Source organism: Streptomyces justiciae (assembly GCF_015163075.1).
Taxonomy (GTDB): domain Bacteria; phylum Actinomycetota; class Actinomycetes; order Streptomycetales; family Streptomycetaceae; genus Streptomyces; species Streptomyces justiciae.
On record NZ_JADDXU010000003.1, the window covers coordinates 402,627 to 425,869 of the forward strand.

The 23,243-nt window shown below is 72.9% G+C and carries 21 protein-coding genes; 12 read left to right on the forward strand and 9 right to left on the reverse strand.

Annotation, left to right across the window (positions count from 1 at the left end):
* The first annotated feature begins 226 nt into the window (after positions 1-226).
* From IQ210_RS10180 to IQ210_RS10205, 7 genes are all read left to right on the forward strand, one after another.
* Positions 227-1,153 carry an LAETG motif-containing sortase-dependent surface protein gene (locus IQ210_RS10180; RefSeq protein ID WP_126273213.1) on the forward strand — a complete coding sequence of 309 codons (927 nt, stop codon included), beginning with the start codon at positions 227-229 and terminating at the stop codon, positions 1,151-1,153.
* 136 nt (positions 1,154-1,289) lie between these two features.
* Positions 1,290-1,526 (forward strand): hypothetical protein, encoded by a 237-nt coding sequence (locus IQ210_RS10185; RefSeq protein ID WP_194078582.1) that lies wholly within the window; start codon positions 1,290-1,292, stop codon positions 1,524-1,526.
* Between the two features lie 87 nt (positions 1,527-1,613).
* Positions 1,614-2,849, forward strand: coding sequence for a threonine--tRNA ligase (gene thrS / locus IQ210_RS10190; RefSeq protein ID WP_194078583.1), 1,236 nt, complete (start codon positions 1,614-1,616; stop codon positions 2,847-2,849).
* A 28-nt stretch (positions 2,850-2,877) separates the two neighbouring features.
* Positions 2,878-3,840, forward strand: coding sequence for a nucleoside hydrolase (locus tag IQ210_RS10195; protein WP_194078584.1), 963 nt, complete (start codon positions 2,878-2,880; stop codon positions 3,838-3,840).
* A gap of 7 nt (positions 3,841-3,847) precedes the next feature.
* A complete protein-coding gene (locus IQ210_RS48185) occupies positions 3,848-4,480 on the forward strand; it encodes an AAA family ATPase (RefSeq protein WP_322656337.1) in 633 nt (210 codons plus the stop codon).
* Entirely contained in the window at positions 4,410-5,204 is a 795-nt protein-coding gene (locus IQ210_RS48190; protein ID WP_322656338.1) for an AAA family ATPase, read from the forward strand. The genes IQ210_RS48185 and IQ210_RS48190 overlap by 71 nt, the downstream gene beginning before the upstream one ends.
* 178 nt (positions 5,205-5,382) lie before the next feature.
* The gene (locus IQ210_RS10205; RefSeq protein ID WP_194078585.1) at positions 5,383-6,165 is read left to right on the forward strand and encodes a hypothetical protein; all 783 of its coding nucleotides are present in this window, start codon (positions 5,383-5,385) and stop codon (positions 6,163-6,165) included.
* Between the two features lie 4 nt (positions 6,166-6,169).
* On the opposite strand, the gene IQ210_RS10210 is transcribed toward IQ210_RS10205, so the two are convergent.
* From IQ210_RS10210 to IQ210_RS10235, 6 genes are all read right to left on the reverse strand, one after another.
* On the reverse strand, positions 6,170-6,916 hold the full coding sequence (locus tag IQ210_RS10210) for a GAF domain-containing protein (RefSeq protein WP_194078586.1): 747 nt from the start codon (positions 6,914-6,916) through the stop codon (positions 6,170-6,172).
* A 60-nt stretch (positions 6,917-6,976) separates the two neighbouring features.
* Positions 6,977-7,675 carry a GAF and ANTAR domain-containing protein gene (locus IQ210_RS10215; protein WP_322656351.1) on the reverse strand — a complete coding sequence of 233 codons (699 nt, stop codon included), beginning with the start codon at positions 7,673-7,675 and terminating at the stop codon, positions 6,977-6,979.
* Between the two features lie 286 nt (positions 7,676-7,961).
* Positions 7,962-8,771, reverse strand: a complete 810-nt coding sequence (locus tag IQ210_RS10220; RefSeq protein ID WP_194078588.1) for an ANTAR domain-containing protein — start codon at positions 8,769-8,771, stop codon at positions 7,962-7,964.
* Between the two features lie 529 nt (positions 8,772-9,300).
* Positions 9,301-10,011, reverse strand: a complete 711-nt coding sequence (locus IQ210_RS10225; protein WP_194078589.1) for a TIGR03943 family putative permease subunit — start codon at positions 10,009-10,011, stop codon at positions 9,301-9,303.
* Entirely contained in the window at positions 10,011-11,018 is a 1,008-nt protein-coding gene (locus IQ210_RS10230; RefSeq protein WP_194078590.1) for a permease, read from the reverse strand. Before IQ210_RS10230 ends, IQ210_RS10225 begins: the two co-directional genes overlap by 1 nt.
* 167 nt (positions 11,019-11,185) lie before the next feature.
* The gene (locus IQ210_RS10235; protein ID WP_194078591.1) at positions 11,186-12,529 is read right to left on the reverse strand and encodes a helix-turn-helix domain-containing protein; all 1,344 of its coding nucleotides are present in this window, start codon (positions 12,527-12,529) and stop codon (positions 11,186-11,188) included.
* A gap of 202 nt (positions 12,530-12,731) precedes the next feature.
* Between IQ210_RS10235 and IQ210_RS10240 the strand changes: the two genes are divergently transcribed.
* Positions 12,732-12,899: a hypothetical protein gene (locus IQ210_RS10240; protein ID WP_194078592.1), complete on the forward strand. Its 168-nt coding sequence runs from the start codon at positions 12,732-12,734 to the stop codon at positions 12,897-12,899.
* 7 nt (positions 12,900-12,906) lie between these two features.
* On the opposite strand, the gene IQ210_RS10245 is transcribed toward IQ210_RS10240, so the two are convergent.
* Together IQ210_RS10245 and IQ210_RS10250 are read right to left on the reverse strand one after the other, a co-directional pair.
* Positions 12,907-13,452 carry a tellurite resistance TerB family protein gene (locus IQ210_RS10245; protein ID WP_194078593.1) on the reverse strand — a complete coding sequence of 182 codons (546 nt, stop codon included), beginning with the start codon at positions 13,450-13,452 and terminating at the stop codon, positions 12,907-12,909.
* A gap of 68 nt (positions 13,453-13,520) precedes the next feature.
* On the reverse strand, positions 13,521-17,228 hold the full coding sequence (locus tag IQ210_RS10250) for an nSTAND1 domain-containing NTPase (protein WP_194078594.1): 3,708 nt from the start codon (positions 17,226-17,228) through the stop codon (positions 13,521-13,523).
* A gap of 167 nt (positions 17,229-17,395) precedes the next feature.
* Here IQ210_RS10250 and IQ210_RS10255 point away from each other — a divergent pair, with 167 nt between their 5' ends.
* From IQ210_RS10255 to IQ210_RS10270, 4 genes are all read left to right on the forward strand, one after another.
* Positions 17,396-18,160 carry an NPP1 family protein gene (locus tag IQ210_RS10255; protein WP_194078595.1) on the forward strand — a complete coding sequence of 255 codons (765 nt, stop codon included), beginning with the start codon at positions 17,396-17,398 and terminating at the stop codon, positions 18,158-18,160.
* A gap of 86 nt (positions 18,161-18,246) precedes the next feature.
* Positions 18,247-18,780 (forward strand): GNAT family N-acetyltransferase, encoded by a 534-nt coding sequence (locus IQ210_RS10260; RefSeq protein ID WP_194078596.1) that lies wholly within the window; start codon positions 18,247-18,249, stop codon positions 18,778-18,780.
* Positions 18,781-18,808: 28 nt separating this feature from the next.
* Positions 18,809-20,047 carry an amidohydrolase gene (locus IQ210_RS10265; RefSeq protein ID WP_194078597.1) on the forward strand — a complete coding sequence of 413 codons (1,239 nt, stop codon included), beginning with the start codon at positions 18,809-18,811 and terminating at the stop codon, positions 20,045-20,047.
* A 138-nt stretch (positions 20,048-20,185) separates the two neighbouring features.
* Positions 20,186-22,138, forward strand: a complete 1,953-nt coding sequence (locus tag IQ210_RS10270; protein ID WP_228047425.1) for a WD40 repeat domain-containing protein — start codon at positions 20,186-20,188, stop codon at positions 22,136-22,138.
* Here the strand turns inward: IQ210_RS10270 and IQ210_RS10275 are convergent.
* A complete protein-coding gene (locus IQ210_RS10275) occupies positions 22,128-23,186 on the reverse strand; it encodes a hypothetical protein (RefSeq protein WP_194078599.1) in 1,059 nt (352 codons plus the stop codon). The two genes, IQ210_RS10270 and IQ210_RS10275, sit on opposite strands and share 11 nt — an antisense overlap.
* Positions 23,187-23,243: the final 57 nt, after the last annotated feature.

The following is a 23,243-nucleotide window of genomic DNA, read 5'->3' on the forward strand; positions in this document are numbered from 1 at the left end:
ATTTCGCGGAGCCACGCGTTCCCTGTGTGGCGGAATTGTGATGACCGTTGAACAGACCTTGTATTCCCGCAGGTTGACAGCGTTCCGGCAGGAGATCCACGATGTCCGCACGCTGTTGTGCGTGCGACTCATGTGACCAATGGGTCCAATGTTTCCGAGCGCCCTTTTTTGCGCTCTGCAGCGTTCCGCAGCGCTTTTCAGTTCACTTCACCCTGATGGGATACGCATGTCCATAGCGAGACGTGTCACTGTGCGCCGCCTGCTGGGGACGGGCGCCGCGACGCTCGCCATCTGCGCCTTCACGGCCTCCGTCGCCTCGGCCACCGACTGCCCCGGCGGCAAGGGCTGGGACGACGGCGGCAGCTACAAGCCCGGCACGGGCGCCGGCACCGAGACCGGCACCGAGCTGTGCGAGTTCTCCCTCGACGGCAAGAACTTCTTCCCCTCGGTCAAGGTCGACGACCAGAACCTCAAGCCGACCGACGACGGCAAGGTCCACGTCACGGTCCGCACCGCCGGCAACGCGTCCACCTGCACGGCCTCGCTCGCCTCCTACCGGGCGCACGGTCCGACCTTCGCCACCTCCGGCGAGCAGGTCTTCCACGACTTCGACACGGTCACCGTCAAGGCCGGCGGGACCGACACCCTCGACATCGCCATCCCCGACCAGGGCTGCTACGCGCAGATCGACCTCTACCGGGGCAACACGAAGTTCGACGGCAAGCTCGACGCCAACGACGGCTTCCAGCACGGCGACCTGCCCAAGGGCCCGGACCACCCGGTCATCAAGGACAAGCTGATCGCGGCCTGGAACGGCGGCACGAAGGACTGCACGGCCCAGCCGTCGCCGACCCCCACCCCGACTCCGTCGGCCTCGGAGTCCACCCCGGCCGAGGAGACCACCCCGCCGGCGTCCGAGTCCGAGACCCCGACCCCGTCCGCCTCGGAGTCCACCCCGGCCGAGGAGCCGACCCCGTCGGCCTCCGAGTCGACGACCGCCCCGGCGGCCACCCCGAACGGCGGCGGCGACGACCTCGCCGAGACCGGCGCCAGCAGCAACACCCCGATCATCGCGGGCGGCGCGGCCGTGCTGCTGGCCGGCGGCGCGGGCATCGTCCTGGCGACGCGCCGACGCAAGGCGACGCGCGCGTAAGGGATTCGCGCGCGTAAGGACTCGCGCATAAGGGATTCGACAGTCATCTGGACGCCGGGCAAGGGGACCTGCCCGGCGTCCGGTGCGTCCAGCCCTACGGCTTCGAGCTCAAACCCCGCTCTCGGGCGAGGCGGTCGTGGACGTCGACCGGTCCGTGATCACCTTCGGCGACGAGTACGCGTCGACGACGATCGCCTGCCACCCGCCCGACCACGTCGACATCATCCCCTCCGCCGCCACCTACGAGGCTCGTCGGCCGGCTCCCCCGATGAAAAAGTCGTCGCCCTCCGGGCCCACCCCCTGTTACGGTCCCCCCATGAAGCGCGCCAACCCGTCTTCCACGACGACGCCGGACATGGTCCCGGCGCGCTGACACCTGAGCTGACGCGAACCCCGGGGCGAGTGCCCCGGGGTTTTTGCTGTGCGGCGGCGCTCGTCCCTCGATGTGGAGGAGAACGCCATGAACGCCGACAACGCCCGGCACGACCACCGTCGACTCGGCCGTGAACTCGACCTGTTCGACACCGACCCCCTCATGGGCGCCGGGCTGCCGTACTGGCTGCCGGACGGGGCCGTCGTACGGCACACCCTGGAGGAGTACGTCAGGGAGGCGGAGCGCGGCGCCGGGTACCGGCACGTGTACTCGCCGGTGCTCGGGAAGCGGGAGCTGTACGAGATCTCGGGGCACTGGTCGCACTACAGCGACGACATGTTCCCGCCCATGAAACTGGGCGGTGAGGAGGTCGTGCTGCGGCCGAGTCTCTGTCCGCACCACGCCCTCATCTACCGGTCACGCTCCCACTCGTACCGCGAACTCCCCCTCCGTATCGCCGAGTTGGGAGGCATGTACCGCTCCGAGCTCTCCGGTGTGCTCGGCGGCCTCACCCGTGTCCGGTCCATCCAGCTCAACGACGCCCATATCTTCTGCACCCTGGACCAGGCCGTCGAGGAGGCCCGCGCCGCCCTCGCGCTCATCCGCCGCGCCTACGCCGACCTCGGCATCCGCGCCGCCAGGTACCGGCTGTCCCTGCCGGGGGAGGGCAACAAGTACGTGGCCGACCCGGAGCTGTGGCGCCGGGCCACCGCACTCCTCGAAGACGTCCTGGAGGGGGTCGAGTACGAGGCCGCCGAGGGCGAGGCCGCCTTCTACGGGCCGAAGATCGACGTGCAGATCGTCGACCCCGCGGGCCGCGAGTCCACCCTCTCCACCGTCCAGATCGACTTCCACCAGCCCGAACGCTTCGACCTGCACTACATCGGCCCCGACGGGGCGAAGCACCGCCCGGTCATGGTGCACCGCAGCATCATCGGCAGCGTCGAGCGGGCCGTCGCGCATCTCGTCGAGGAGCACGGCGGGGCGTTCCCGGCCTGGCTCGCACCGGTGCAGCTGGTCGTGCTGCCGGTGGCGGAGGAGCAGTACGGGCAGGCGGAGAAGGCCGTACGGCGTGCTCTCGACCTCGGACTGCGGGCCGAGCTCGCCGGTCCCGAGCACGGCACCCTCGGCGCCCGCATCCGGTCGGCGCGACTCGTGCCGTACGTCGCCGTGATCGGGGAGCGGGAGGCGGCCGACGGCGATCTGGCCGCCGTACGGCTCAGGGACGGGCGGCGGCCCGGGGTCGTGTCGGTGGAGGAACTCCTCGCGAGGGTCGAGGGCGTCGTCCGGACCCGTGGCGCCGAACTCTGGGCGGCTGCGTAAGGTCGGTGACACGACGGAAGGAGTCCCCGTGACCGCCCAGCCCATCCCCGTGATCATCGACTGCGACACCGGGGTCGACGACGCGCTCGCCCTGCTGTTCGCCGTACGTCACCCCGGTCTCGACGTCCGCGCGATCACCTGCGTGGCCGGGAACACCGACGTCGACGGGGTCGTCCGCAACACGTTGACCGTGCTGGAGACGGCCGGGGCCGGAGACATCCCCGTCGCGCGGGGCGCCGAGCGGCCGTTGATCGAGCCGGTGCGCACGGCCTCGCACGTGCACGGGCAGGACGGCATGGGCGACCTCGGCCTGCCCGCGCCGACCCGGCGCCCGGTGGACCTCGACGCGGTGGCCCTGCTGCGGCGCGAGATCCTCGCCTCGCCGCGCCCGGTGACCCTGATCCCCACCGCCCCGCTGACGAACATCGCGCTGCTGCTGCGGACCCACCCCGAGGTGACCCGCAACATCGAACGGATCGTGTTCATGGGCGGCGCGGTGGAGGTCGGCAACGCCACGCCGGTCGCCGAGTTCAACGTGTGGCACGACCCGGAGGCCGCCGCGATCCTGCTCACCGCGGGGGTGCCGATCACCATGTACGGCCTCGACGTCTTCCGGCAGGTCATCGTGCCCGCCGCGGACGTCCAGCGGCTGCGCGGCAGCTCCGACCCCCGGCTCCGGCTGGCCGGCGAACTCCTCGCCCACCGCGACCCGGCCACCTCCGGGGACCCCACCCCCACCGGCGGCCTCGGGGACGCGGGCGCGGTGTGCGCGGTCGCCGACCCCGGCGGCATCACCACGAGCCTCCTGCCCGTCGAGGTCTCCCTCGCCCCCGGCCCGACCCGCGGCCAGACCATCGTCGACCGCCGCCCGCGGCCCGGGGAGTCGGAGATCCACCACGGCGAGCGTGAACTGCACATGGTGGACGTGGCGTTGGAGGTCGATGTGGAGCGCTACGTGAAGCTGTGGCTTTCGGTGGTGGAGGGCGACTGACCCCAGCATGAAGCCGTCACATGTCTTCGATCGCAGCTCGGAGTGGGGAGCACTCACCGCTTTCGTGAACCGGCCGCTGCCGCACGCCATGCTCGGTGTGGTCAGCGGCAGGTGGCGGATGGGGAAGACATATCTGCTGCGGGCGCTCGTCGAGCAGTACGGTGGCTTCTATTTCGAAGCCGCCGACGGAACCGAGACCGAATCCCTTCGCCAGTTCAGCGCCGCCCTGGCCGAGTACACGGGCTCTCCGGCCGCGTTCACCTTCGGCAGCTGGGACGACGCCGTCTCCTATCTCTTCGGGCTCGCCTCTCCCGAGGGCGGCGCGGGTCCGGACGGGCCCTTCCTCGCGGTCATCGACGAGTTCCCGTACCTGACCAAGGTGGCCCCGGAACTCCCCTCGCTCATCCAGCGCGCGATCGACCACTTCCAGGTCGACGAGAGCCGCATGCGGCTCCTGCTCTGCGGCTCGGCGATGTCCGTCATGGGCGGACTGCTGGCCAGTACCGCTCCGCCTGGCGGACGACGTCCCTGTCGACCTGCGGGATTTCGACGACTGGGTGTGCCGGACCGTGCTGTCGCCGTACAGCCCCCTCTTCCGCGAGGCGCGTTACCTGCTCGCCGAGGAGGCGGACATCCGTGACACCGCGCTGTACCACTCGGTGCTCGCGGCCGTGGCCCAGGGCAATACGACGCGTGGCGGCATCGCCGGCTACATCGGCCGCAAGTCCGTCGACATCTCCCATCCGCTCAACGTCCTGGAGGACAGTCACCTGCTGGAACGCGAGGCGGACATCTTCGGGGCCGGGAAGTCGCAGTACCGCATCACCGAGCCGCTGATCAACTTCTACGAGGCCGTCATGCGGCCGGCATGGGCGCGGCTGGAGAGCGGCCAGGCCGCCGAGGTATGGGCGCAATCGGCGGAGCGCTTCGCGGCGCAGGTGGCCGGACCGCACTTCGCGGCCATGTGCCGGGAGTACGTGCTCGGACCAGGGCGCTCCCTGCTCCGCTCGGCGTTGGGCGAGGTCGGCACCGGGGTGGTGACCGACACGAAGGAGCGCCGCCAGATCCAGGTCGACGTGGCCGTGGTCGAACGCGGCTCGGGTGGTGACAGGCCCGCGGTCACCCTGCTCGGTGAGGCGAAGTGGGGGACGGTCATGGGGCGTAACCATCTGGAACGCTTGGCGAGAGCCAGGGATCTGCTGGCAGGACGTGGAATGGACACCACGGGATGCGGGCTCGCGTGCTTCAGCGCGGCCGGTTTCAGCGAGGCTCTCCGGGCCGAGGCGGACCGGAGTGGAGTCCTGCTCGTCGGGCTCGACGAACTCTACGGCCGTGCGATGCCACCGACGCCACTCCCCGGGTAGCAGCGCCGTGCGATGCCACCGACGCCACTCCCCGGGTAGCGGGCGGCGCTCGGCACCCCGAGCCACCGAACGGGTCGGTGTACGGCGAGTCGCAGCGACGCGGAAGCGCCCCGGCCGCGCGTAACCCATACAGCCCGGACCAGTGGTGCCCCCTCACCTGCGATGCTCCCGTTGGAGCATGACCCGCCGCGCCTTCCTCGCCGTCGCCCTCGTGCTGCCCCTCGCGACCACCGCCTGCTCCGCCATCCGGACGGAGAAGGCCGCCCCTGCCACCGCCACCCCGTCCGCCTCCGCCGCCAAGTCCTCGGCGCCTCCCGCCTCCACCCGGCCCACCCCCGCGTCCGTTCCCGCCCTCACCCCCGCCCAGGCGCAGGCCGCGCTCATCACCTACACCGACCTCGGTGAGCCCTGGGCGCCCACCCAAGGGGCCGCCACCTGGCGGGACGGGCTGCTCAAGGCCACCGCCGACGCGCCGGACTGCCAGAAGCTGCTCGACGCCCTCTACTCAGAGCGGCTCTTCGGCGCGGGCGCCCATGTGCGGGCCGCGACCGGGCTCGACGACACCTGGGACGACGCCCAGCTGCACCACCAGGTCGTCGCCGTACGGCCCGCCGACGTGGACCGGACGCTGGCCTGGCTGAAGACCCTGCCGAAGAAGTGCGGGACGTTCACCGCGGCGACCGCCACCGGCGCCGTCCAGCACGCCGCCGTCAGCGATCCGCGGCTGCCGAGGATCGGGGACGCCCGGCAGGCGCTGCGGCTCACCCTCGCCGGGGAGAGCGCGGACGGCGACGAGACCGTGCTCACCCTCGACGTGGCCGCCGTACGCGTCGGAGACGACGCCCTGATCATCACCAACGGCGGCCTGGGCGACGTCTACCCCGAGGTCACCCAGGCCGTCGCCGAGCTGGCCGCCCAGCGCCTGGCGGACGTACGCAAGCAGGCCCGCGTACAGGTCTGACCCGTCAGGGCCCGCGCGTCGCCTCCGGAGTGCCCTCCAGCACCTCGTCCGCGCTGAGCGTCCCTTCCGACAGCGCGCGGGCCACGGACGTCACGGACTGCTGCTCCTTCTCGGCGTAACGGCTCAGGAGGTCGAGCGCCTCCGTGAAGCTCACGCCCGCGTACTCCGAGAGGAACCCCTTGGCCAGCTCCACGGACGCCTTCGCGGAGACCGCCGCCTGAAGCGACGTCAGCAGGTCGTGCGGCCGGGCGGGCGGGGTCGGCCAGTGGGTGAGGGTGAGAGCGGCGACGTCGCTCATGCCCTGGGCGACGACCAGGTCCGCGTCGGGCAGGACGCCGCTCTCCCGGTTGGCGAGGGCCACCGCGCCGATCGCCCCGCCGTCCAGCCGCAGCGGCACGACATGCACGGAGACATACCCCGCGGCCAGGGCGCCCCGCGTGTACGCGGGCCAGCGGCTGCCGGAGCGCAGGTCGTCGGCGTTGACGGGTTCGCCGGTGCGGAAGCAGTCCACGGACGGGCCGTCGTCCTGCTCCAGCTGGAGCATCTCCAGACGGCCCAGTTCGTCGTCGGAGGAGGCCATCGGACGCAGCTCGCCCCGCGAGTCGGACACCATCACCCCGACGGCGTCGACCGCCAGCAGCCCCAGACAGTGCTCGCCGAACCGGGTGAACAGGTCCAGGGGGTCGAAGCGCGTGCCGAGCGTGTCCGCCAGGTCGACGAACGCGCGCGTGAGCCGCAGTTCCCGGCTCATCCGTCCCTCCTCAAGCCGCCACCACGGCCACCGGTCGCCGGACCCGAGGCCGAGGCGTATTCAGTCACGGTCGAACTTCTTCCTGTGCGAGACCACCTCGCGCGCCACCTCGAGGGCGGTGCGGTTGTGCGCGAAGGCGTGGGCGCGCAGCCGGGCCAGCGCTTCGTCCGCGCCCACCCGCAGCTGCGCCATGATCATGCCGATGGCCTGGTAGACCTCGTCATAATCCGTGGCCAAACCGCTCAACCAGGGTTCATCCCCGTCAGGTCCATTGTCCTCCCCCCGCGGCAGCGCCATAAGGGCCACCGTCATCACGCCTGCGACGAGCTGCGCGGTGCGCAGCTCGCGGTCGTGGAGCGCGCCCGGGGTGTCGCGGTAGAGGTCGAGGGTGCCGACGCACACGGCGTCGTTGCCCAGCGGGAGCGAGTACACCGCCTGCACCCCGGCGGCCGTCGCCTGCTGGGCGAAGACCGGCCAGCGCAGCACGTCCGGGCCGTCCGTGAGGTCGGACGCGAGGACCGGGGCGCCCATCCGGGCGGCGTGGAAGCAGGGCCCGTCACCCAGGGTGGCCTGGACCTCCGCCAGACGGGACGCCTCTTCGCTGCTCGCGCTCAGCCGGACGGGCATGCCGTTGCTGCGCAGGGACACGCTGGCGCCGACGACGGGAAGCAGCTTGACCGCGACGACGCACAGCCGCTGCGGGATCTCCCCGGGTTCCGCACCCCGCACCCCCTCGGCGATCACGTCAGTGGCTCGCACCCGGTCCCGCTCCCGCTCGTGTTCCGAGTTCCGCCCGGAGAGCCTGGGGTCGTCGCCGCGCGGTGTCCGGGATCTCCTGGTGTCGTCGCCACCGGATGTCCCGGGGGCGCCGCCGGCGGACGTCCTGGGGTCGTCGCCGGGAGCGCCGGAGCGGTCGTCCCTGGGCCCCACGGCCACCGCCTCCTTCGTTCGGCGCGACCATTATCGTCCATGGGCTCCCGGAGAGGACTCACCCGGAGCCGGGATCTGAGCTCGTGGTGGGTCCGTCTCCGGGGGCGCAGCCCGACTACCCCTCGTCCGAGGGGGGAAACCCGTCGTCGCGCCCACCGAACGGCGGACCTCGCCGGGGTGTCGGCGGGTGAGCCCTCGGCGGGCGGCCGCCCACACTCTCGACGAGGTCGTGGGCGAGGTCGCGCAGCTTCACGTTCCGCTGCTGCGAGGCGCGGGTGAGGATCTCGAAGGCCCGTTCCGCCGAGCAGCGCTCCTGGACCATGAGGATGCCGAGGGCCTGGTCGATGACGGTGCGCGAGGCGATCGCGTTCTGCAGGTCCAGGCTGAACTGCAGATGCCCCGCGATCTTCAGGGCGACCCCCAGCGCGCCGGAGGCGTGCCCCGCGAACACGGCGGCCTCCTCGCGCACCTGCCGGGTGAAGCCGCCCGGCTCCGTGGAGTACAGGTTCATCACGCCGGAGACCTGCTGGCGGGGCGGGATCAGCGGCAGCGCGAGCATGCTGCGCAGTCCGTTGTCGCGCGCGAGGTCGGGGAAGGCGCCGAACCGCCGCTCCTGGTCGACGTCGGCGACATGGTTCGGCCGGCCCGTCCGCAGGGTCTGGAGACAGGGGCCCTCGCCGACCGCGTACTGCTGCTGGTCGAAGCGGTCCACGATCTCGTGGCTGGCGGCGGCCGTGTAGGGGTGGTCGCGGCCGTCGGCGGCGAGGGTGACCGAGCAGTACACCTCGATCGGCAGCGAGTGCGCGGCGAGGGTGACGAGCTCCTGGAGGAAGTCCTCCAGCCGGTCGGCCTCCACCAGCAGGGTCTGGATGCGGGCCAGGACGCGCTCGCCGCGCGCCGGTCCGACGGGATGTTCGTCGGTCACGGTGGGCCCTCCCTCGGCCGGGGAAACCGCCCCGGCGGCCGGGTACCCCGCGGAACCGGGTCGATTGCCCCGTTCCGGCCCTCCCCCTGGCCCGGCCCGGCGTTCACGAAAGGGCGTTCACGAAGAGGGCTTCACACCGCGGGGTCGGCTCGCTACCGTCGGTCGTGGTGCGAGTCAGGAAGCGGCCGCCCACGACGTCCATCCCGTGCCGGAGCCGCTCATGCCGCTGGCCTCGTGCCGCCCCACCCCCCGCGCCGCGGGCGATCCGACCCGGCGGCCCGGACGACCCTAGAGAGACCTGTCCCCGACCCCGCGACGCCGACCGGGGCGTCTCCCGCCGCTCCGCGCGGGACCGGGGATGTCGGGCGAGGACCGCGCAGGGAGCGGCGCGTCCTCGCACGGGGCGGCCACGCCCGGCCACCAGGGCGGTGGCCGCCCCACTGATCGACCGCGCACGAGCGCCGATCGACCGTGGGCGGGGCCGCCGGCTCATCGCTTCACAAACGAGCCCGCGTACGAGCCCGCCGGCTCACCTCTTCTCGTACGGGTCCGCCGGCTGCTTCACCCGCGTGACCGTCGTGGCGTCCAGCACCGGTGGCCATGCCGCGTCCGTGCCGAGCCTGCCCTTCGGGTGCCAGGTGCCGGTGACGGTGACCCAGGTGTCCGCGGGCAGCGCGTCGGCGCCGCGGATCTCGACCTTGCCGGCGCTCGCGTCGGCGGCGCAGCAGGAGACGAGGAGCCGGGTGACGTACCAGGTGCCGTCGTCGCCGTGGGTCACGAACCCGGTCAGCTTGACCGTGCGGCCCTTCAGCGACCGCCCGCTGTCGTAGATCGCCCGCGAGCTGAACTCGCCCACGGTCAGCTCCACCGGGTCCCCGGCGGGCAGTGCCGGGAAGGTCCCGACCCCTTGCGCGGCCCGTTGCGCGGCCTCGCGTTCGGCGCTGTAGGAGCCGAGGGCGGGCGGCGGGAAGAGCAGCAGGGCGAGCGCGGGGAGGGCGAGCAGCCAGGCGGTGCGGGAGCCGTGGTGCCCGTGCCCGTCTTCGTCCGCGTGCTCGTGCTCGGTTCGGCGTACGACGGCCATCGCGACGCCCAGCAGGACGAGCGCGGCCCCGGACACCACCAGGTACGGCCGCAGCCCCGCCTGCACGTACCGCAGATACAGCTCGCTGAACGCCGAGATCCGCAGGATCGCCGCCCCGACCAGCACCAACAGCAGCGCGGACCCGTACCGCCTGCGCATCACAGCAGCCACCACCCCACGAGCACGCTGCTCACGACGGCGACCACCCAGGTCACCGCCGAGAACCTGACCGCGAAGGCCCGCCCGAACGTGCCCGCCTGGAGGGCGATCAGCTTCAGGTCGACCATCGGACCCACCACCATGAACGCCAGCCGCGCGGTGGGCGAGAAGCCGCTCAGCGAGGCCGCGACGAACGCGTCCGCCTCGCTGCACACGCACAGCACGACCGCGAGGACGGCCAGCAGCAGCACCGACAGCCAGGCCGAGCCGGTGAACAGGTCCAGCACGGACCTCGGTACGACGATGTTGAAGGTCGCCGCGGCCGCCGCGCCGAGCACGAGGAAGCCGCCGGCGTGCAGGAAGTCGTGCTGGAGCCCGGCGCCGAAGGCCTTGACGCCACGGGCCTCGGGGGCGTGCCGTTGCGGCGGGCGCAGCCACTCCTCCTTGCCGAACCGGGCCCACAGCCAGCCCATGACCACGGCCGTCGCGAGGGAGGCGACGAGCCTGCCGAGCACCATCTCGGGCTGTCCGGGGAAGGCGATGGAGGTGGCGACGAGCACGACGGGGTTGATGGCGGGCGCGGAGAGCAGGAAGGCGAGGGCGGCGGCCGGGGCGACCCCGCGCCGCATCAGGCTCCCGGCGACCGGCACGGACGCGCACTCGCACCCGGGCAGCACGACCCCGGCCGCCCCCGCGACAGGCACGGCGAGGGCTTGGTTCCGGGGCAGCAGCCGGCTGAACACCTTCTCCGGCACGAACGCCCCGATCGCCGCGGAGACGACCGTGCCGAGGAGCAGGAACGGCACGCCCTGCACGGTGATCGCGGTGAACACGGTCCACCAGGCGGCGACGGGCGGGGTGTAGAGGTCGAGGGCGAGTGTGGGCCCGAGCACGGAGGCGACGGTCGCGATGGCGATGAGCGCGGCCCCGCCGACGACGGCGTACACGAGCGCCCGTACGGCGACCCGCACCCCGTCGACCACACTCCGCCGGCTCTCCACACCCACCCTCTCGTCCCGCGCAGGCTAACCGGTGGGTGCTGTGCGGAGGATCGGGATGGTCATAGAGGGGGCTGTGGGCGTGCGGGCGCGGGGAGCGGGACGGGCCCAGAGGTGAGGGCGCAGGCGCGGGACCGGGGCGGGCAGGGAGCGTGCGGGCGTGGGACCGGGGCCGGTCACAGAGGAGGCTGTGCGGGTGCCGGGCCCAGTGTCGTCGTGCCCGGGGCCGTTCGGTGGCCCAGGCCTGTGCGGTAGGCGTCCAGGGCCGCTTCCACCCGGCCCTCCCTGCGGAGCAGGTCGCCCAGCAGGCGGCACAGGTCGGCCAGGTCGCCCGCGGCGCCCGCGCGTTCCAGGAGGCTCAGGGCGCGGACGTAGTGTTCCTCGGCGGTCTCCGGGTCGCGGGCGTCCTCCGCGATGATGCCGAGCAGGCGGTGCGCGGCGGCGGAGTGCACGGCGCCGCGTTCGGAGGAGAGGTCGCCGAGGACGTCGTGGAGAAGGGCAGCGGCCTCTTCGGACTTGCCGCGGCGGTGCAGTACGTCGGCCAGCTCGACCGCGGCCTGGCTGGAGTAGAGCGCGGCACGCTTGGCGGACAGCATCGTGAGCGCCTGTCTCAACTCGCTCTCCGCCCGCTCCAGTTCGCCGTTCTGGGCGCACACGTACCCGCGCATCCAGTGGCAGTTGGCCAGTTCCGTACGGAGTTGCAGCCCGCGGTAGAGCTCGGCGGCCTTGGCGAGGGAGGCGTCGGCCTCGGCGACGCGGCCCTCGGCGATGAGGGTGCGGGCGACCGAGCGGTGCATGCGGGCGACCAGCGCCGGGTCGCCGGCCTGCGGGGCGAGCGCGAGGGCGAGTTCGGCGGCCTGGGCGGCGCGGGCGTGGGCGCCCATGTCCATGTACGGGCCGATGATGCTGGCGTACAGGAGCAGGAGCGCGTCGGGGTCGTGGAGGCCGCCGCGGTTGAGCTCGTCGAGCGTGGACTCCAGCAGGTAGACGGCGTACCGGAGTTCACCGGCGAGGTAGTGCGCGAGGGCGCGGCCGCGCAGGGCCGGCACCCGGGCGGGCAGCGGGGCGTCGGCCAGGACCAGTTCGGCCCGCTCGAAGTACCGCCGCCCCTCGACGAGTTCACCGCTCTCCACGGCGGACTCGCCGAGCCCGATGAGGGCGTCGTACTGCGCCTCGGCGAGCTGGAGTTCCTCGGCCTCGGTGAGGAGAGCGGTGTAACTGCGGGCCGCCTCCTCGGTGTCGCCGGTGGCGAGGGTGCGCTGCGCCTCGATGAGCCGCAGCCGCAGATCGGTGACGAGGTGGGCGGGGCGGCCGGTGGCCAGCTCGTCGAAGGCGACGCCGAGGCGGTCGGCGAGATGGCGCAGCGCCTGGTCGGAGGGGCGGACCCGGCCCGACTCCAGGGTGGAGATGTAGGCGGCGGTGTACGCGGGCTCGGCCAGCTGCCGCTGGGTCAGGCCGCGTTCGACCCGGAGTTGCTGCACCCTGCGCCCGATGATCTCCGGGTCGTCACGGTCGGACATGGGCCAACTCCCCCTGCGCCTCTTGCCGTTCGGCTCCGCCGGGCTCTAGGTTAAACGGCGTATTAAGCCTGCTTAATAGGCAGTAGGTAAATAGGCGGTGGGAGTCGTCGTCCTTGCCGATGCCGCCATGGTCGCTGTCACCGCAAGAACCGCTGTAAACGCTGTAAACCGCTGTCGTCACCGTCGTCACTGCGAGGTCGTCGTGCTCGAACGCACCAGCACCACCGAGCGTTACGCAAGGGGCGTCATAGCCGCCGTGGTCGCCGTGGCGGCCCTGGTCCTGGCGGCGAACGCAGGGCCGGCCCGGGCAACGGAGGACCACCGGGCCGACCGGGTCGGCCAGGTCCAGCAGCACCTCCAGCGGGATTAGCCTCCGGTCAGAGCTGGAACTCCGCCGGGTTCAGGTTCAGCGCCGTGCAGGCCTCGCGCAGGACCATCTGCTCGGCCTGCGAGAAGTGGCCGTCGGCGCCGGCGATGACGATGCCGGTCTGGATGACCGCGCGGGCCTCGGTCGGCTTCTTCGCGGCCTTGGCGATGTCCTGGAGCGCCTCGGACTTGCCCTGCGCGAAGTTGCGGGTGAGCTGCTCCACATGCTTGTGGAACCGCGTGCGCAGCTGCTCCGGCGGGAAGTTCTGGAGCACCTCGTTGGTGAGGATCATCGACTCCATCTGCTGCATCTCGGACGCGTCCACCTGACCGTCCGCCGCCGCGACGAGCGCGCACATCGCCATGCTCGCGTCCCGGTACGCGCCGCTCTTCAGCTCGGTCTTGATCGAGCCGAGCTGCGTCTTGAACAGACCGACCAGCTGGGCGCGCGAGCCGCCGCCGTGAGAGCCGCCACGCGAACCGCTGCCGTGTCCGCCGCCCTGCACCTGCTGCTGCAAGCCCTTGGCCTGGTCCTTGAGCCGGTCGAACAGTGCCATTGACGTCACCTCGGTACTCGTCTGAGTGATCTCATCCGCACAACGCCCCCGCCCCGGTAAAGGTTCCATCAAGCGCCTCGGCCGCACACCTCCCGGTACGGCACGTCCGGCACGTACGTCCGCCACTGCCCCCGCGTCAGCCCGGCGCCCCCGGCCCGCGCGCACACCGCCCGCGCCGCCCGCTCCGGATCGACGACGTACCGCTGGAGCGGGACGTGCGCGCTCCCGGCGTACAGCGTCCCGCCGTCCGCCGCGAACGCCAGCGACTCGATCCGCTCCCCCGGTGTCGTCAGCAGCCCGCCCAGCGGCTGCCGGCTCGCCACGTCCCACAGCTGCACGCTCCCCGCGTCGCCGCCCACCGCGAGCGTGCCGCCGTCCGGGCTGATCGCGAGGGCCGTGACCGCCTCGGGGGTGTCGCCGCCCGGCGCCGGGAAGACGTTGCGCAGGATGCCCGCCCGGTGCCGCACCGCCCCGTCCCACAACGCGACCCGGCCGGTCTGGTCGCCGACGGCCAGCAGGGAGCCGTCACCGCTGAAGGCGAGCGCGCCGATCTGGTCGCCCTGGACGAGGTTGCGGCCCCGCACCGTCCCGCCGGAGGCGACGCGGTTGTCGCCGACCAGCAGCCGCCCGCCGGGGTGGACGGCGAGATGGCCGCTGGTTAGCCCACGCACCGCCGACACCCGGCGGCCGCGTTCCGTGTCCCACACCTCGTCCCGCGGATCACCGCCGAACGACGACCGGGCGGCGTACAGCCTCTTTCCGTCACTGTTCAGCGCCAGTGCCACGACCGCCTCCGAGGAGTCGGACGCCGCCAGGTCCACCGCCGCCCGCGCCCGCCCGCGCCGCACGTCCCAGAGGGTCACGCGCTGCGGGGCGGCCTCGTATCCAGGTGCCGAGATGCCGTACGCGAGCGTCCCGCCGTCGGGGCTGAACGCCAGCAGCGGCATCGTGTACGACGGCGTGATCGGCCGCCCAGGGTCCCGCGAGACCGGGAACGGCGGGGCCGGCAGGGTCCGTACGACGTGGCCGTCGTCCGTGGCGCGCAGCAGGAAGCGGTAGCTGTTGCCGGTGCGTTCGGCGGTGGCGAGGGTGCGGCCGTCCGGGGCGAGGAGTACGTCGTCCAGGGCGCCCGTGTGCCAGGCGGCGGTGACGGCTCCGGTGACGTCGAGGGAGTGGACCGTGCCGCCTTCGAGATAGCGCAGGACGGGGCGGTCGGGGTCCCAGTACAGGCCGCGGTAGAGGTGCTGGTTGTTCAGGGCCCGGCGGAACACCGGGGCGTCGGGGGCGGACAGGCGCCAGACCTGGATCTCGGTACCGTCCGCCGTCGCCAGGAAGTTCCCGTCCTTGCTGAACGCGGCGTACTCCACGCCCGGCCGGGTCAGGTCGGCGAGCTGTCCGCCGGAGCGCACGTCCCAGACGCGGACGCCGGTGGCGGTGACGAAGCCCAGCCGTCCGGAGCCGAGGAACGGCAGCGTCCGGTCGTCGCCGCAGAGGTCGTGGGCGTCCTGCCAGTCGCCGGGGAGGGTGCGGCCGTTGTCCCAGAGTTGTGGGGTGGCGGTCGCGGACGGGCACAGGGCCGTCAGGGGGCCGTCCGTCACGGCCTTGTCCGTGCCCGGCTCGTCCAGGAGCACGCGGCCGTCCGTCGTCGACCGGACCCGTACGCGGTCGTCGGCGCCGGTCACCGTGTAGCGGCCGCCGCCGATGTCGACGAACGCGTCGGACGCCTCGGGGTGGCGCGTGTCGCCGGTCCAGCGGCCCGCGGCGGTGTCCCAGAGCCGGATGCCGTCGCTGTCCGAGAGGGCGAGGACGCGGCCGTCCGGGCTCGCCGCGTCCACCTGCCCTCCGGCGGGCAGCCGGCCCGAGGCGATCTGCCGATGGCCGGCCACGTTCCAGCGCCGCCACGTCCGGCCCTCGACGCTGAGCAGGGTGCGGCCGGAGTCGGCCAGGAAACGGGTGGGGGTCTCGCCGGGTGCCCGGTCGGTGAAGGTGTCGAGCTCGGGCTGGGCGAGGGAGCCGAGCAGGGCGCGGCGGGTCTCGGGGAGTTCGTCGACCCGCCAGGCGGCGACGCCGAGGAGGCGGGCGATGCGCGGGTCGGTCGTACGGAGGGAGTCGGCGACGTCCGCGAGGCGGCGGGCGGCGTCGGCGGTGCGGCGCTCCTCGTTGTCCGCGCGCAGCCGCCAGGCGGAGAGGCCCGCCACCAGCGCGACGACCAGGACCGCCGACAGCCCGGCCACCAGGGTGCGGGCGCGGCGGGCGGTGCGGGCGGCGGTGCGGCGCTCCTGCTCGCGGGCCTCGAAGGCGGCCAGCAGGAAGGCGCGCTCGGTGGCCGTGAGCGCCGGGTCGGTGGCGTGGCCGGGGAAGTGTTCCTCGGCGCGGTCCAGGCGGGCGCCGCGGTAGAGGTCGCCGGGGTCGCGGTCGTGCTCCTGCCAGACGCGGGCCGCCTCCGTCAGCTGCCGGTGCCGGCGCAGCCGTTCGCGGTCCTTCTCGATCCAGCCGTGCAGCCGGGGCCAGCAGCTGATCAGCGCCTCGTGGGCGAGCTGGACGCCGTCCTCGTCGGCGGTGACCAGCCGGGCGCGGGCCAGGCGGTCGACGACCTCCGGGACGTCCGGGTCGGCCCACTCCTCCAGTTCGGCGCGGGTGAGGGGGCGGCGGGTGTCGGGGGTGCCCTGGCCGGGCTCGACCATGCGCAGCAGCAGACGCCGGGCCACGGCCCGCGCCGCGGGGTCGAGGTCCTCGTACACCGTCTCGGCGCTCGCCGCGATCGCGCCTCGTACGCCACCGGCCGCCTCGTAGGCGGACAGGGTGAGCAGGCGGCCCTTGCGGCGGCGCCAGGTCTCCAGCAGGGCGTGCGAGAGCATCGGCAGACCACCGGGCTGGTCGAGGACCTCCTCGACGATCCGAGCCGTCAGCTCGCGCTCCACCAGGTGCCCGGCGGCCTGCGCCGGCTTCACCACCGCCTCGCGCAGTTCCTCCGCCGTCATCGGACCGAGCAGCAGCCCGGCACCGGTCAGGGCGTCCGCGAGACCGCGGTGCTCGGCGCAGCGGGCGTAGAAGTCGGCCCGTACGGCGACCAGGACGCGCAGTCTGCTGTCCGGGTCCCGCGCGGCCAGCAGCAGGTCGATGAACCGGGCCCGCTCCGCCGCGTCCCGGCACAGGGTGAACGCCTCCTCGAACTGGTCGACCACCACCCAGCTCTCCGGCTCGTCCGCGCCCGGCGCGAGGAGATGCCCGTACCGCTCGACGGGCCGCGCCCCCGGCGTCAGCACGCGCAGCACGGCCGGGCTGTCCCGGCGGGCGGCCTCGGCCCGCAGGCGCGGGATCAGCCCGGCCCGCAGCAGTGAGGACTTGCCGCTGCCGGACGCCCCGAACAGCACGGCGAACCGGTGATCGCACACCAGCCGGCTCAACTCGTCGGCCATGCGGTCCCGCCCGAAGAACAGGTGATGGTCGTCGGGTTCGAAGCGGGCCAGTCCCCGGTACGGCGGTGGCGTGTCCGGCGGCTCCGGGCGTACGCCGCCCGCCTCCGCCTCCTTCCAGCGGGCCTCCCACTCCCCGGGGTCGGCGCCGCACGCCCGCGCGTAACCCCGGACGACGTCCAGGGAGGGCAGCCGCTCACCGGCCGCCGCCTGGGACAACGTTGTCGCGGAGAAGCCGGCGGTCGTCGCCATCGTGCGGTAGGAGGGGCCGCCGGCGGCCTTGCGGAGCTCGCGGAGTTCATGGGCGAGGCGCTGCACAGGGCCGGCCTCGGGGTCCACGGGTCTTTCGGGTCGGCCCATGGCACACCCCCCTCGTCACCGTTGATGGCTTTCGTACGGCTTTCGTACGTGGCGCAAGTGACGACAACGTAACGTCCGGACAAATAGGGGCGCCAGGGGTTCGTGAAATTGATTGGTGTGGCAGAAGGGACGTGCCGATCAATGTTCCGGTTGCCAGCGTCAGGGCCATGAACCTGAAGAAGCCGGCCCTCGTGGCCCTCAGCGCCTCCGCCCTGACCGTCGCCCTCACCGGCAGCGCGAACGCCGCCGTCCTGACCCCCCTCGGGGCGAAGGCGGGCACCTTCGAGAAGAAGTACATGCCGCTGTTCGACTACGACACCAACGGCTGCCTCCCGGCGGCGGCCGTCGACGCGAGCGGCAAGCTCAACGGCGGCCTCGACAACAGCGGGGCGATCGTCGGCGGCTGCCGCAACAACCACCTCGGCAAGGCCAACACCTACACCCAGTCCTGGTGCAAGAACGGCTGGTGCGCCTACATCTACGCGCTCTACTTCGAGAAGGACCAGACCCAGAACGGCATCGACGTCGGCGGCCACCGCCACGACTGGGAGTCCGTCGTCGTCTTCCAGAAGCAGGGCGCCGAGAAGCCCAGCTACGTCGCCGCCTCCCGGCACGGCGGCTACAGCACCCACCCGATCAGCGAGGTGCCGATGAACGGCAACCGCGTCGAGATCGTCTACCACAAGGACGGCTCCAGCACCCACGCCTTCCGCTTCGCCAAGTGGGGCGAGGTGCCGCGGGCCTGGGGCAACGGCACGTGGGACGAGCCGGCGCTGGTCGACATCAACCAGATGGCCGACACCCCGCGCAACGCCCTGTGGAGCTCCAAGTGGGGCAAGGCCAACTTCCCGCTGACGGGCAACTTCCAGGACAACATCAACAAGGCCCGCGAGGCCGACAGCCGGGCCAAGGCCGCCATCCCCGCGTTCTGACGCACGGCCCCCTGAACCGCGGCCGTCGACGCCCACTCCCCCCTCCGCGTCGGCGGCCGCTTCATGCCCGCGCTACGTTGCCCGCCATGACCGATCTCGGCCCCGTCAGCTGGCCACCCACCCCGATCCGGACCGAACGGCTCGTCCTGCGCGGGTCGGAGGCCCGGGACCGCTCCGTCTTCGTCGAGCTGCTCGCCTCTGCGGACGTCCACACCTACCTCGGCGGGCCCCGGCCGCTCGCCGAGCTGGAGTGCGAGCTGCCCGCGGCCCCCGAGCGGTGGCCCGGGAGCTTCGTCGTCGAGGCCGACGGGGCGATGATCGGCCAGCTCCTGCTGCGGCGCGCCCCGGCGCACGCTCGCCCCGCCGCCGCGGGCAAGGTCGATCTCGGCTACATGTTCCTGCCGCGGGCCTGGGGGCACGGATACGCCGGCGAGGCCTGCGCCGCGGCGCTCGGCTGGCTCGCCGAGGCGCTGCCCGGGGAGCCGGTGGTGCTGCACACCCAGACCGCCAACGCCCGCTCGATGCGGCTCGCGGCGCGGCTGGGGTTCACCGAGGTGGAGCGGTTCCGCGCCTGGGACGCCGAGCAGTGGCTCGGCATACGGTCCCAAGGCAGGCCCTAGAGGCGCCGCTCGGCATACGCTGCCCCGCATGACCTCCGCCGCCGCTCGTACCGCGCTGGACCTCACCGCTGAGCTCGGGCTCCCCGAGCTGGAGGAGTTCTACCGGGATCTGCATCGCCATCCCGAGCTGTCCCGGCAGGAGCACCGCACCGCCGGGCTGCTCGTCGGGCGGCTGAAGGGGGCCGGGTTCGAGACCGTCGAGGGGGTCGGCGGCACCGGCGTCGCCGGTGTCCTGCGGAACGGGGACGGGCCTGTCGTGCTGCTGCGCGCGGACATGGACGCGCTGCCCGTCCAGGAGGCGACCGGGCTGCCGTACGCCTCCGAGACGCCCGGCGTGATGCACGCCTGCGGGCACGATCTGCACGTGACCTGGCTGGCGGGCGCGGCCCGGGCGCTGGCAGCCGGCCGGGACGCCTGGCGCGGGACCCTGGTCGTCGTCGGGCAGCCCGCCGAGGAGACCGGCAGCGGGGCGGCGGCGATGGTCGCGGACGGGCTGTACGCGCGCGTGCCCCGGCCCGATGTGCTGCTCGGGCAGCACGCGGCGCCGGGCCCGGTGGGCCTGTACCCGCATGTTCCGGGGCTCATCCTGTCCGCCACCACCGACGTCGAGATCGTCGTGCACGGGCGGGGCGGGCACGGTTCGCGGCCGGAGACGACCGTCGACCCCGTGCTGACGGCCGCGTATCTCGTCACCCGGCTCCAGAGCGTCGTCAGCCGGGAGATCGCCCCGCGCGAGTCGGCCGTGCTGACCGTCGGCCGTATCGAGGCGGGCACCGCGCCGAACATCATCCCGTCCACCGCGCGGATCTCCCTCAACCTGCGCACCCAGTCCGAGGCCGTCCGGGACCGGATGGTCGCCGCGATCCGCCGGATCGCCGAGGGCGAGTGCCATGCGGCGGGCTGCCCGCGCGAGCCCGAGGTGATCCTCGGCGCCTCCTTCCCGGCGACCGTCAACGACGCCGAGACCGACCGGCGGGTGGCCGCCGTGCACCGCGAGGTCTTCGGCGACGGCACGGTCTTCGACCCGGGCCCGGCGATGGGCAGCGAGGACTTCTCGCTGCTGGCCGCGGACGGGCAGCCGTACGCCTACTGGTTCGTGACCACGACCCCCGCCGCGACCTGGGACGCGGCGCCGGGCGGCGACGACCTGTTCGCGAAGCTCGACGCGATCCCCAGCAACCACAGCCCGCACTTCGCGCCGGACCTGTCGGTGATCGAGCCGGGGGTGCGGGCGCTGGTGTCGGGCGCGCTGGCCCACCTCGGCTGAGCCAGGCCCCCCGTACGTCGTTGTCCGTGGCATGACTTACTCTTCGCTCACTCGCCACACGCGACGCACAGGTCCCGCACGTGACCGGCCGCGTGCGGCCTCCTCATTCGTTCCGGGGGGTTCGAAACAGAAGTGCGTATGCGCTCCCTCGCGGCCGCCACCACGCTGGCGGTCCTCTTCAGCTCGGCGGCCCTCACCGCCACTCCGGCGTTCGCCGACTCGGTCAAGCCCGTCTCAGCGATCGAGGACGCGGCCGACACGGTCGTGGACGGCACCCATCAGCGGGTGTTCATCAGCGACCCGTCCACGAACCAGATCGCCGTCACCGACGGCACCGGTGCCGTCATCGGCACCCTCACCGGGCTGCCCCAGGTCCGCGACCTGACGCTCAGCCCGGACGACGGCACGCTGTACGCCGCGGTCTACGGCGCCGACAAGATCGTCGCGTTCGACACGGCGACCCTCGCGCAGACCGCCGAGTACGCGACCGGCACCGGGACCATCCCGTCCCGCCTCGCCTACGCCGACGGCAAGCTGTGGTTCGGCTACGGCGACCAGTGGGACTCCGACCTCGGCGTGGTCGACCTGACCGCGGAGACGCCGACGGTCACCCTCGGCCTCGCGGTGGGCCACGACTTCGCGAGCCCGCCCGCCCTCTACGCCGACCCCGACAACCCGGGCACCCTGCTCGCCCTCGACACGGGCATCAGCTCCGGCCCGATCGTCGTCTACGACATCTCCTCCGGCACCCCGGTGCTCAAGGTCACCGAGGACAAGGGCGGCTTCTACAAGGACGCGGCGCTCACCCCCGACGGACAGAACGTCGTCGTGGCCGGACCCGGCACCCGGGCCCTCACCGAGTACCGCCTCTCCGACCTGGCGGAGGTCCGCACCTACCCCGTCCCGTCCAACCCGCTGACGGTCTCCGTCGCCCCGGACGGCACGGTCGCGGCCACGGTCCTCGACACCGACGACGTGGGCGACACGTACGTCTTCCCCACCGACGCGAGCAAGCCGGTCAACGTGCGCAACCTGTCGCACGACTGGATGCCGGGCGGCCACCTCACCAACTGGACGGCGGACGGCAGCAAGCTGTTCCTCGTCACCGACACCTACTACACGCCCCAGTTCCGGGTCGTCGACGAGCCCCGCAAGTACGCGGCGACGCTCACCGTGAACGCCCCGGCCTCCGCGCCCCGGGCCAAGACCCTGACGGTCAGCGGCACGCTCACCGCCAACCTGGCCCTGCCCGCCGGCACCCCGGTCACCGTCACCCGCACCGACCTGGAGTCGCCGAACGGCAAGTCGCTCGGCACCAAGTCCCTCGGCACGGGCGGCAAGTTCAGCTTCACGGACGTCCCGCCGGCCGGCGGCAAGGTCACGTACAGGGTGACGTACGCGGGCGACGCCGAGCACACCGGCGCCACCGCCTCCGACACGGTCGACGTCTCGCGCGCGACCCCGGCCCTGACGCTGAACAACAACGGCAAGGTCTACTCGTACGGCCAGGACGTGAAGTTCACCGCGCACCTCGGTACGACGTACAAGAACCGCACGGTCGAGATCTGGGCCAACCCCTACGGCGCGGACAAGCCCAACACCCTGGTGAAGAAGGGCACGGTCAACTCCGACGGCAACCTGTCCGTCGTCGTGGACCTCAAGCGCAAGACCGAGCTGACGGCGAAGTTCGCGGGCGACTCGCGTTACGCGCCGCGGTCGGTGGTGAGCAAGGTCGGTGCCAAGGTGTCGATCTCGACGTCGGTCAGCGGCGCGTACAAGACGAAGTACACGTGGAACCACACGTACTACTTCTTCCGCCAGTCCAAGGACCCGATCGTCACGGCGACGCTGCCGCCGTACGGCGGCCGTACGCAGCTGTTGCAGGTGCAGTACTGGTCGGGCACCAGCTGGGTCACCACGTACCGCGAGTACTTCAAGCTCGACTCGGCCGGCAAGTCCGCCGTGCAGCTCACCGGCACCCCGCCGAAGGGCGTCCGCTTCCGGGTCCGCAACTCCTACGTCAGCGGCTCGGGCGACAGCGTGAACACCACGACGTACGGCTCCTGGAAGTACTTCACCTTCACGAGCTGAGGGTCTGCAACTGACTGAGGTGCTTGTGCACATGGTCCAGGGCGCCCTCCCGGCGCCCTGGCACCCGAGCCCTCAACTCCGCCAGCGCGGGCCCCAGTTCGCGGGCCCGCGCCGGGTCGTCGATGCGGCCCCACTGGTGGTGGGCGCGGTCGACGGCGGCCTCCACGGCGGGCGCGTCCGGCGCCTGCCCGGCCGTCAGACGGGTGGTCGCCACCGCCAGCCAGGCCCGGCAGCTGCGCACCGGGTCACCGGCGAACATCGCGAGATCGGCCCGGACTTCACTCCAGTGCAGGGCCTCTTCGGAGGCGGGGCCGTGCGCCCGTACGGCGTTCAGCTCGTGGTGCGCGGCGAGCGCGTCCGCGTCACCGTGGCGCCGGGCGGCGACGGCCGCCGAGATCAGGGCGTGCGGATCGCCCGCCTCGGGGCCCTGCGCGCTCAGCACGTAGCCGACGCTCTCCTGCGGGAGGCGGCTGAGCGCCTGCTGGTGCAACTGGTCCAGCGGCGGCCGGTGCCCGCTCCTCAGGATCGTCGCGACCGCCTTCATGTACGCGGGCGTGCCCAGGCTGCGCCGGGACGGCGGCGGTGCGATCCGCCCGTGGACCGCGTTGTTGCGGCCGGTGTCCAGGGGGTTGGCGCCCAGCCACTCCCAGGTCTCGGGGTCGGCGTGCAGGTCGAGGACGAACGTCGTCGCGCCCGCCGGGCGCAGCCGCAGCTCGTCCTTGAACCAGTGCCAGGGGAACCCGGTGTAGCGGACCGTGGCCGGGGTGGTGCGGGCCAGCGCGAGATGCGGCAGGCGCTGGCGGCGGTCCAGTTGGAGCTGGCCGGTGACGAAGACGGTGAGCGGTCCGGGGGCGGCCGCGGCGGCGCGCAGCCGGGTCAGCACGGCCTGCGGTTCCAACGGGTCCGCCAGCTCCACCACGTTGGCGGTGTCCGCGCCGGACAGCACGGCGGGCGGCACGGCCGCGAGGACGGGCAGGACGGACGCGGCGTCGACCAGACACCCCTTGCCCGCCGGTGCGGCGGCCAGCAGCAGCACGGTTCCGGGCATCGGTCCCTCCCCATCCCCCGTCGATCACGTACGTCAGCACCGTAACCGCTGCGGCTG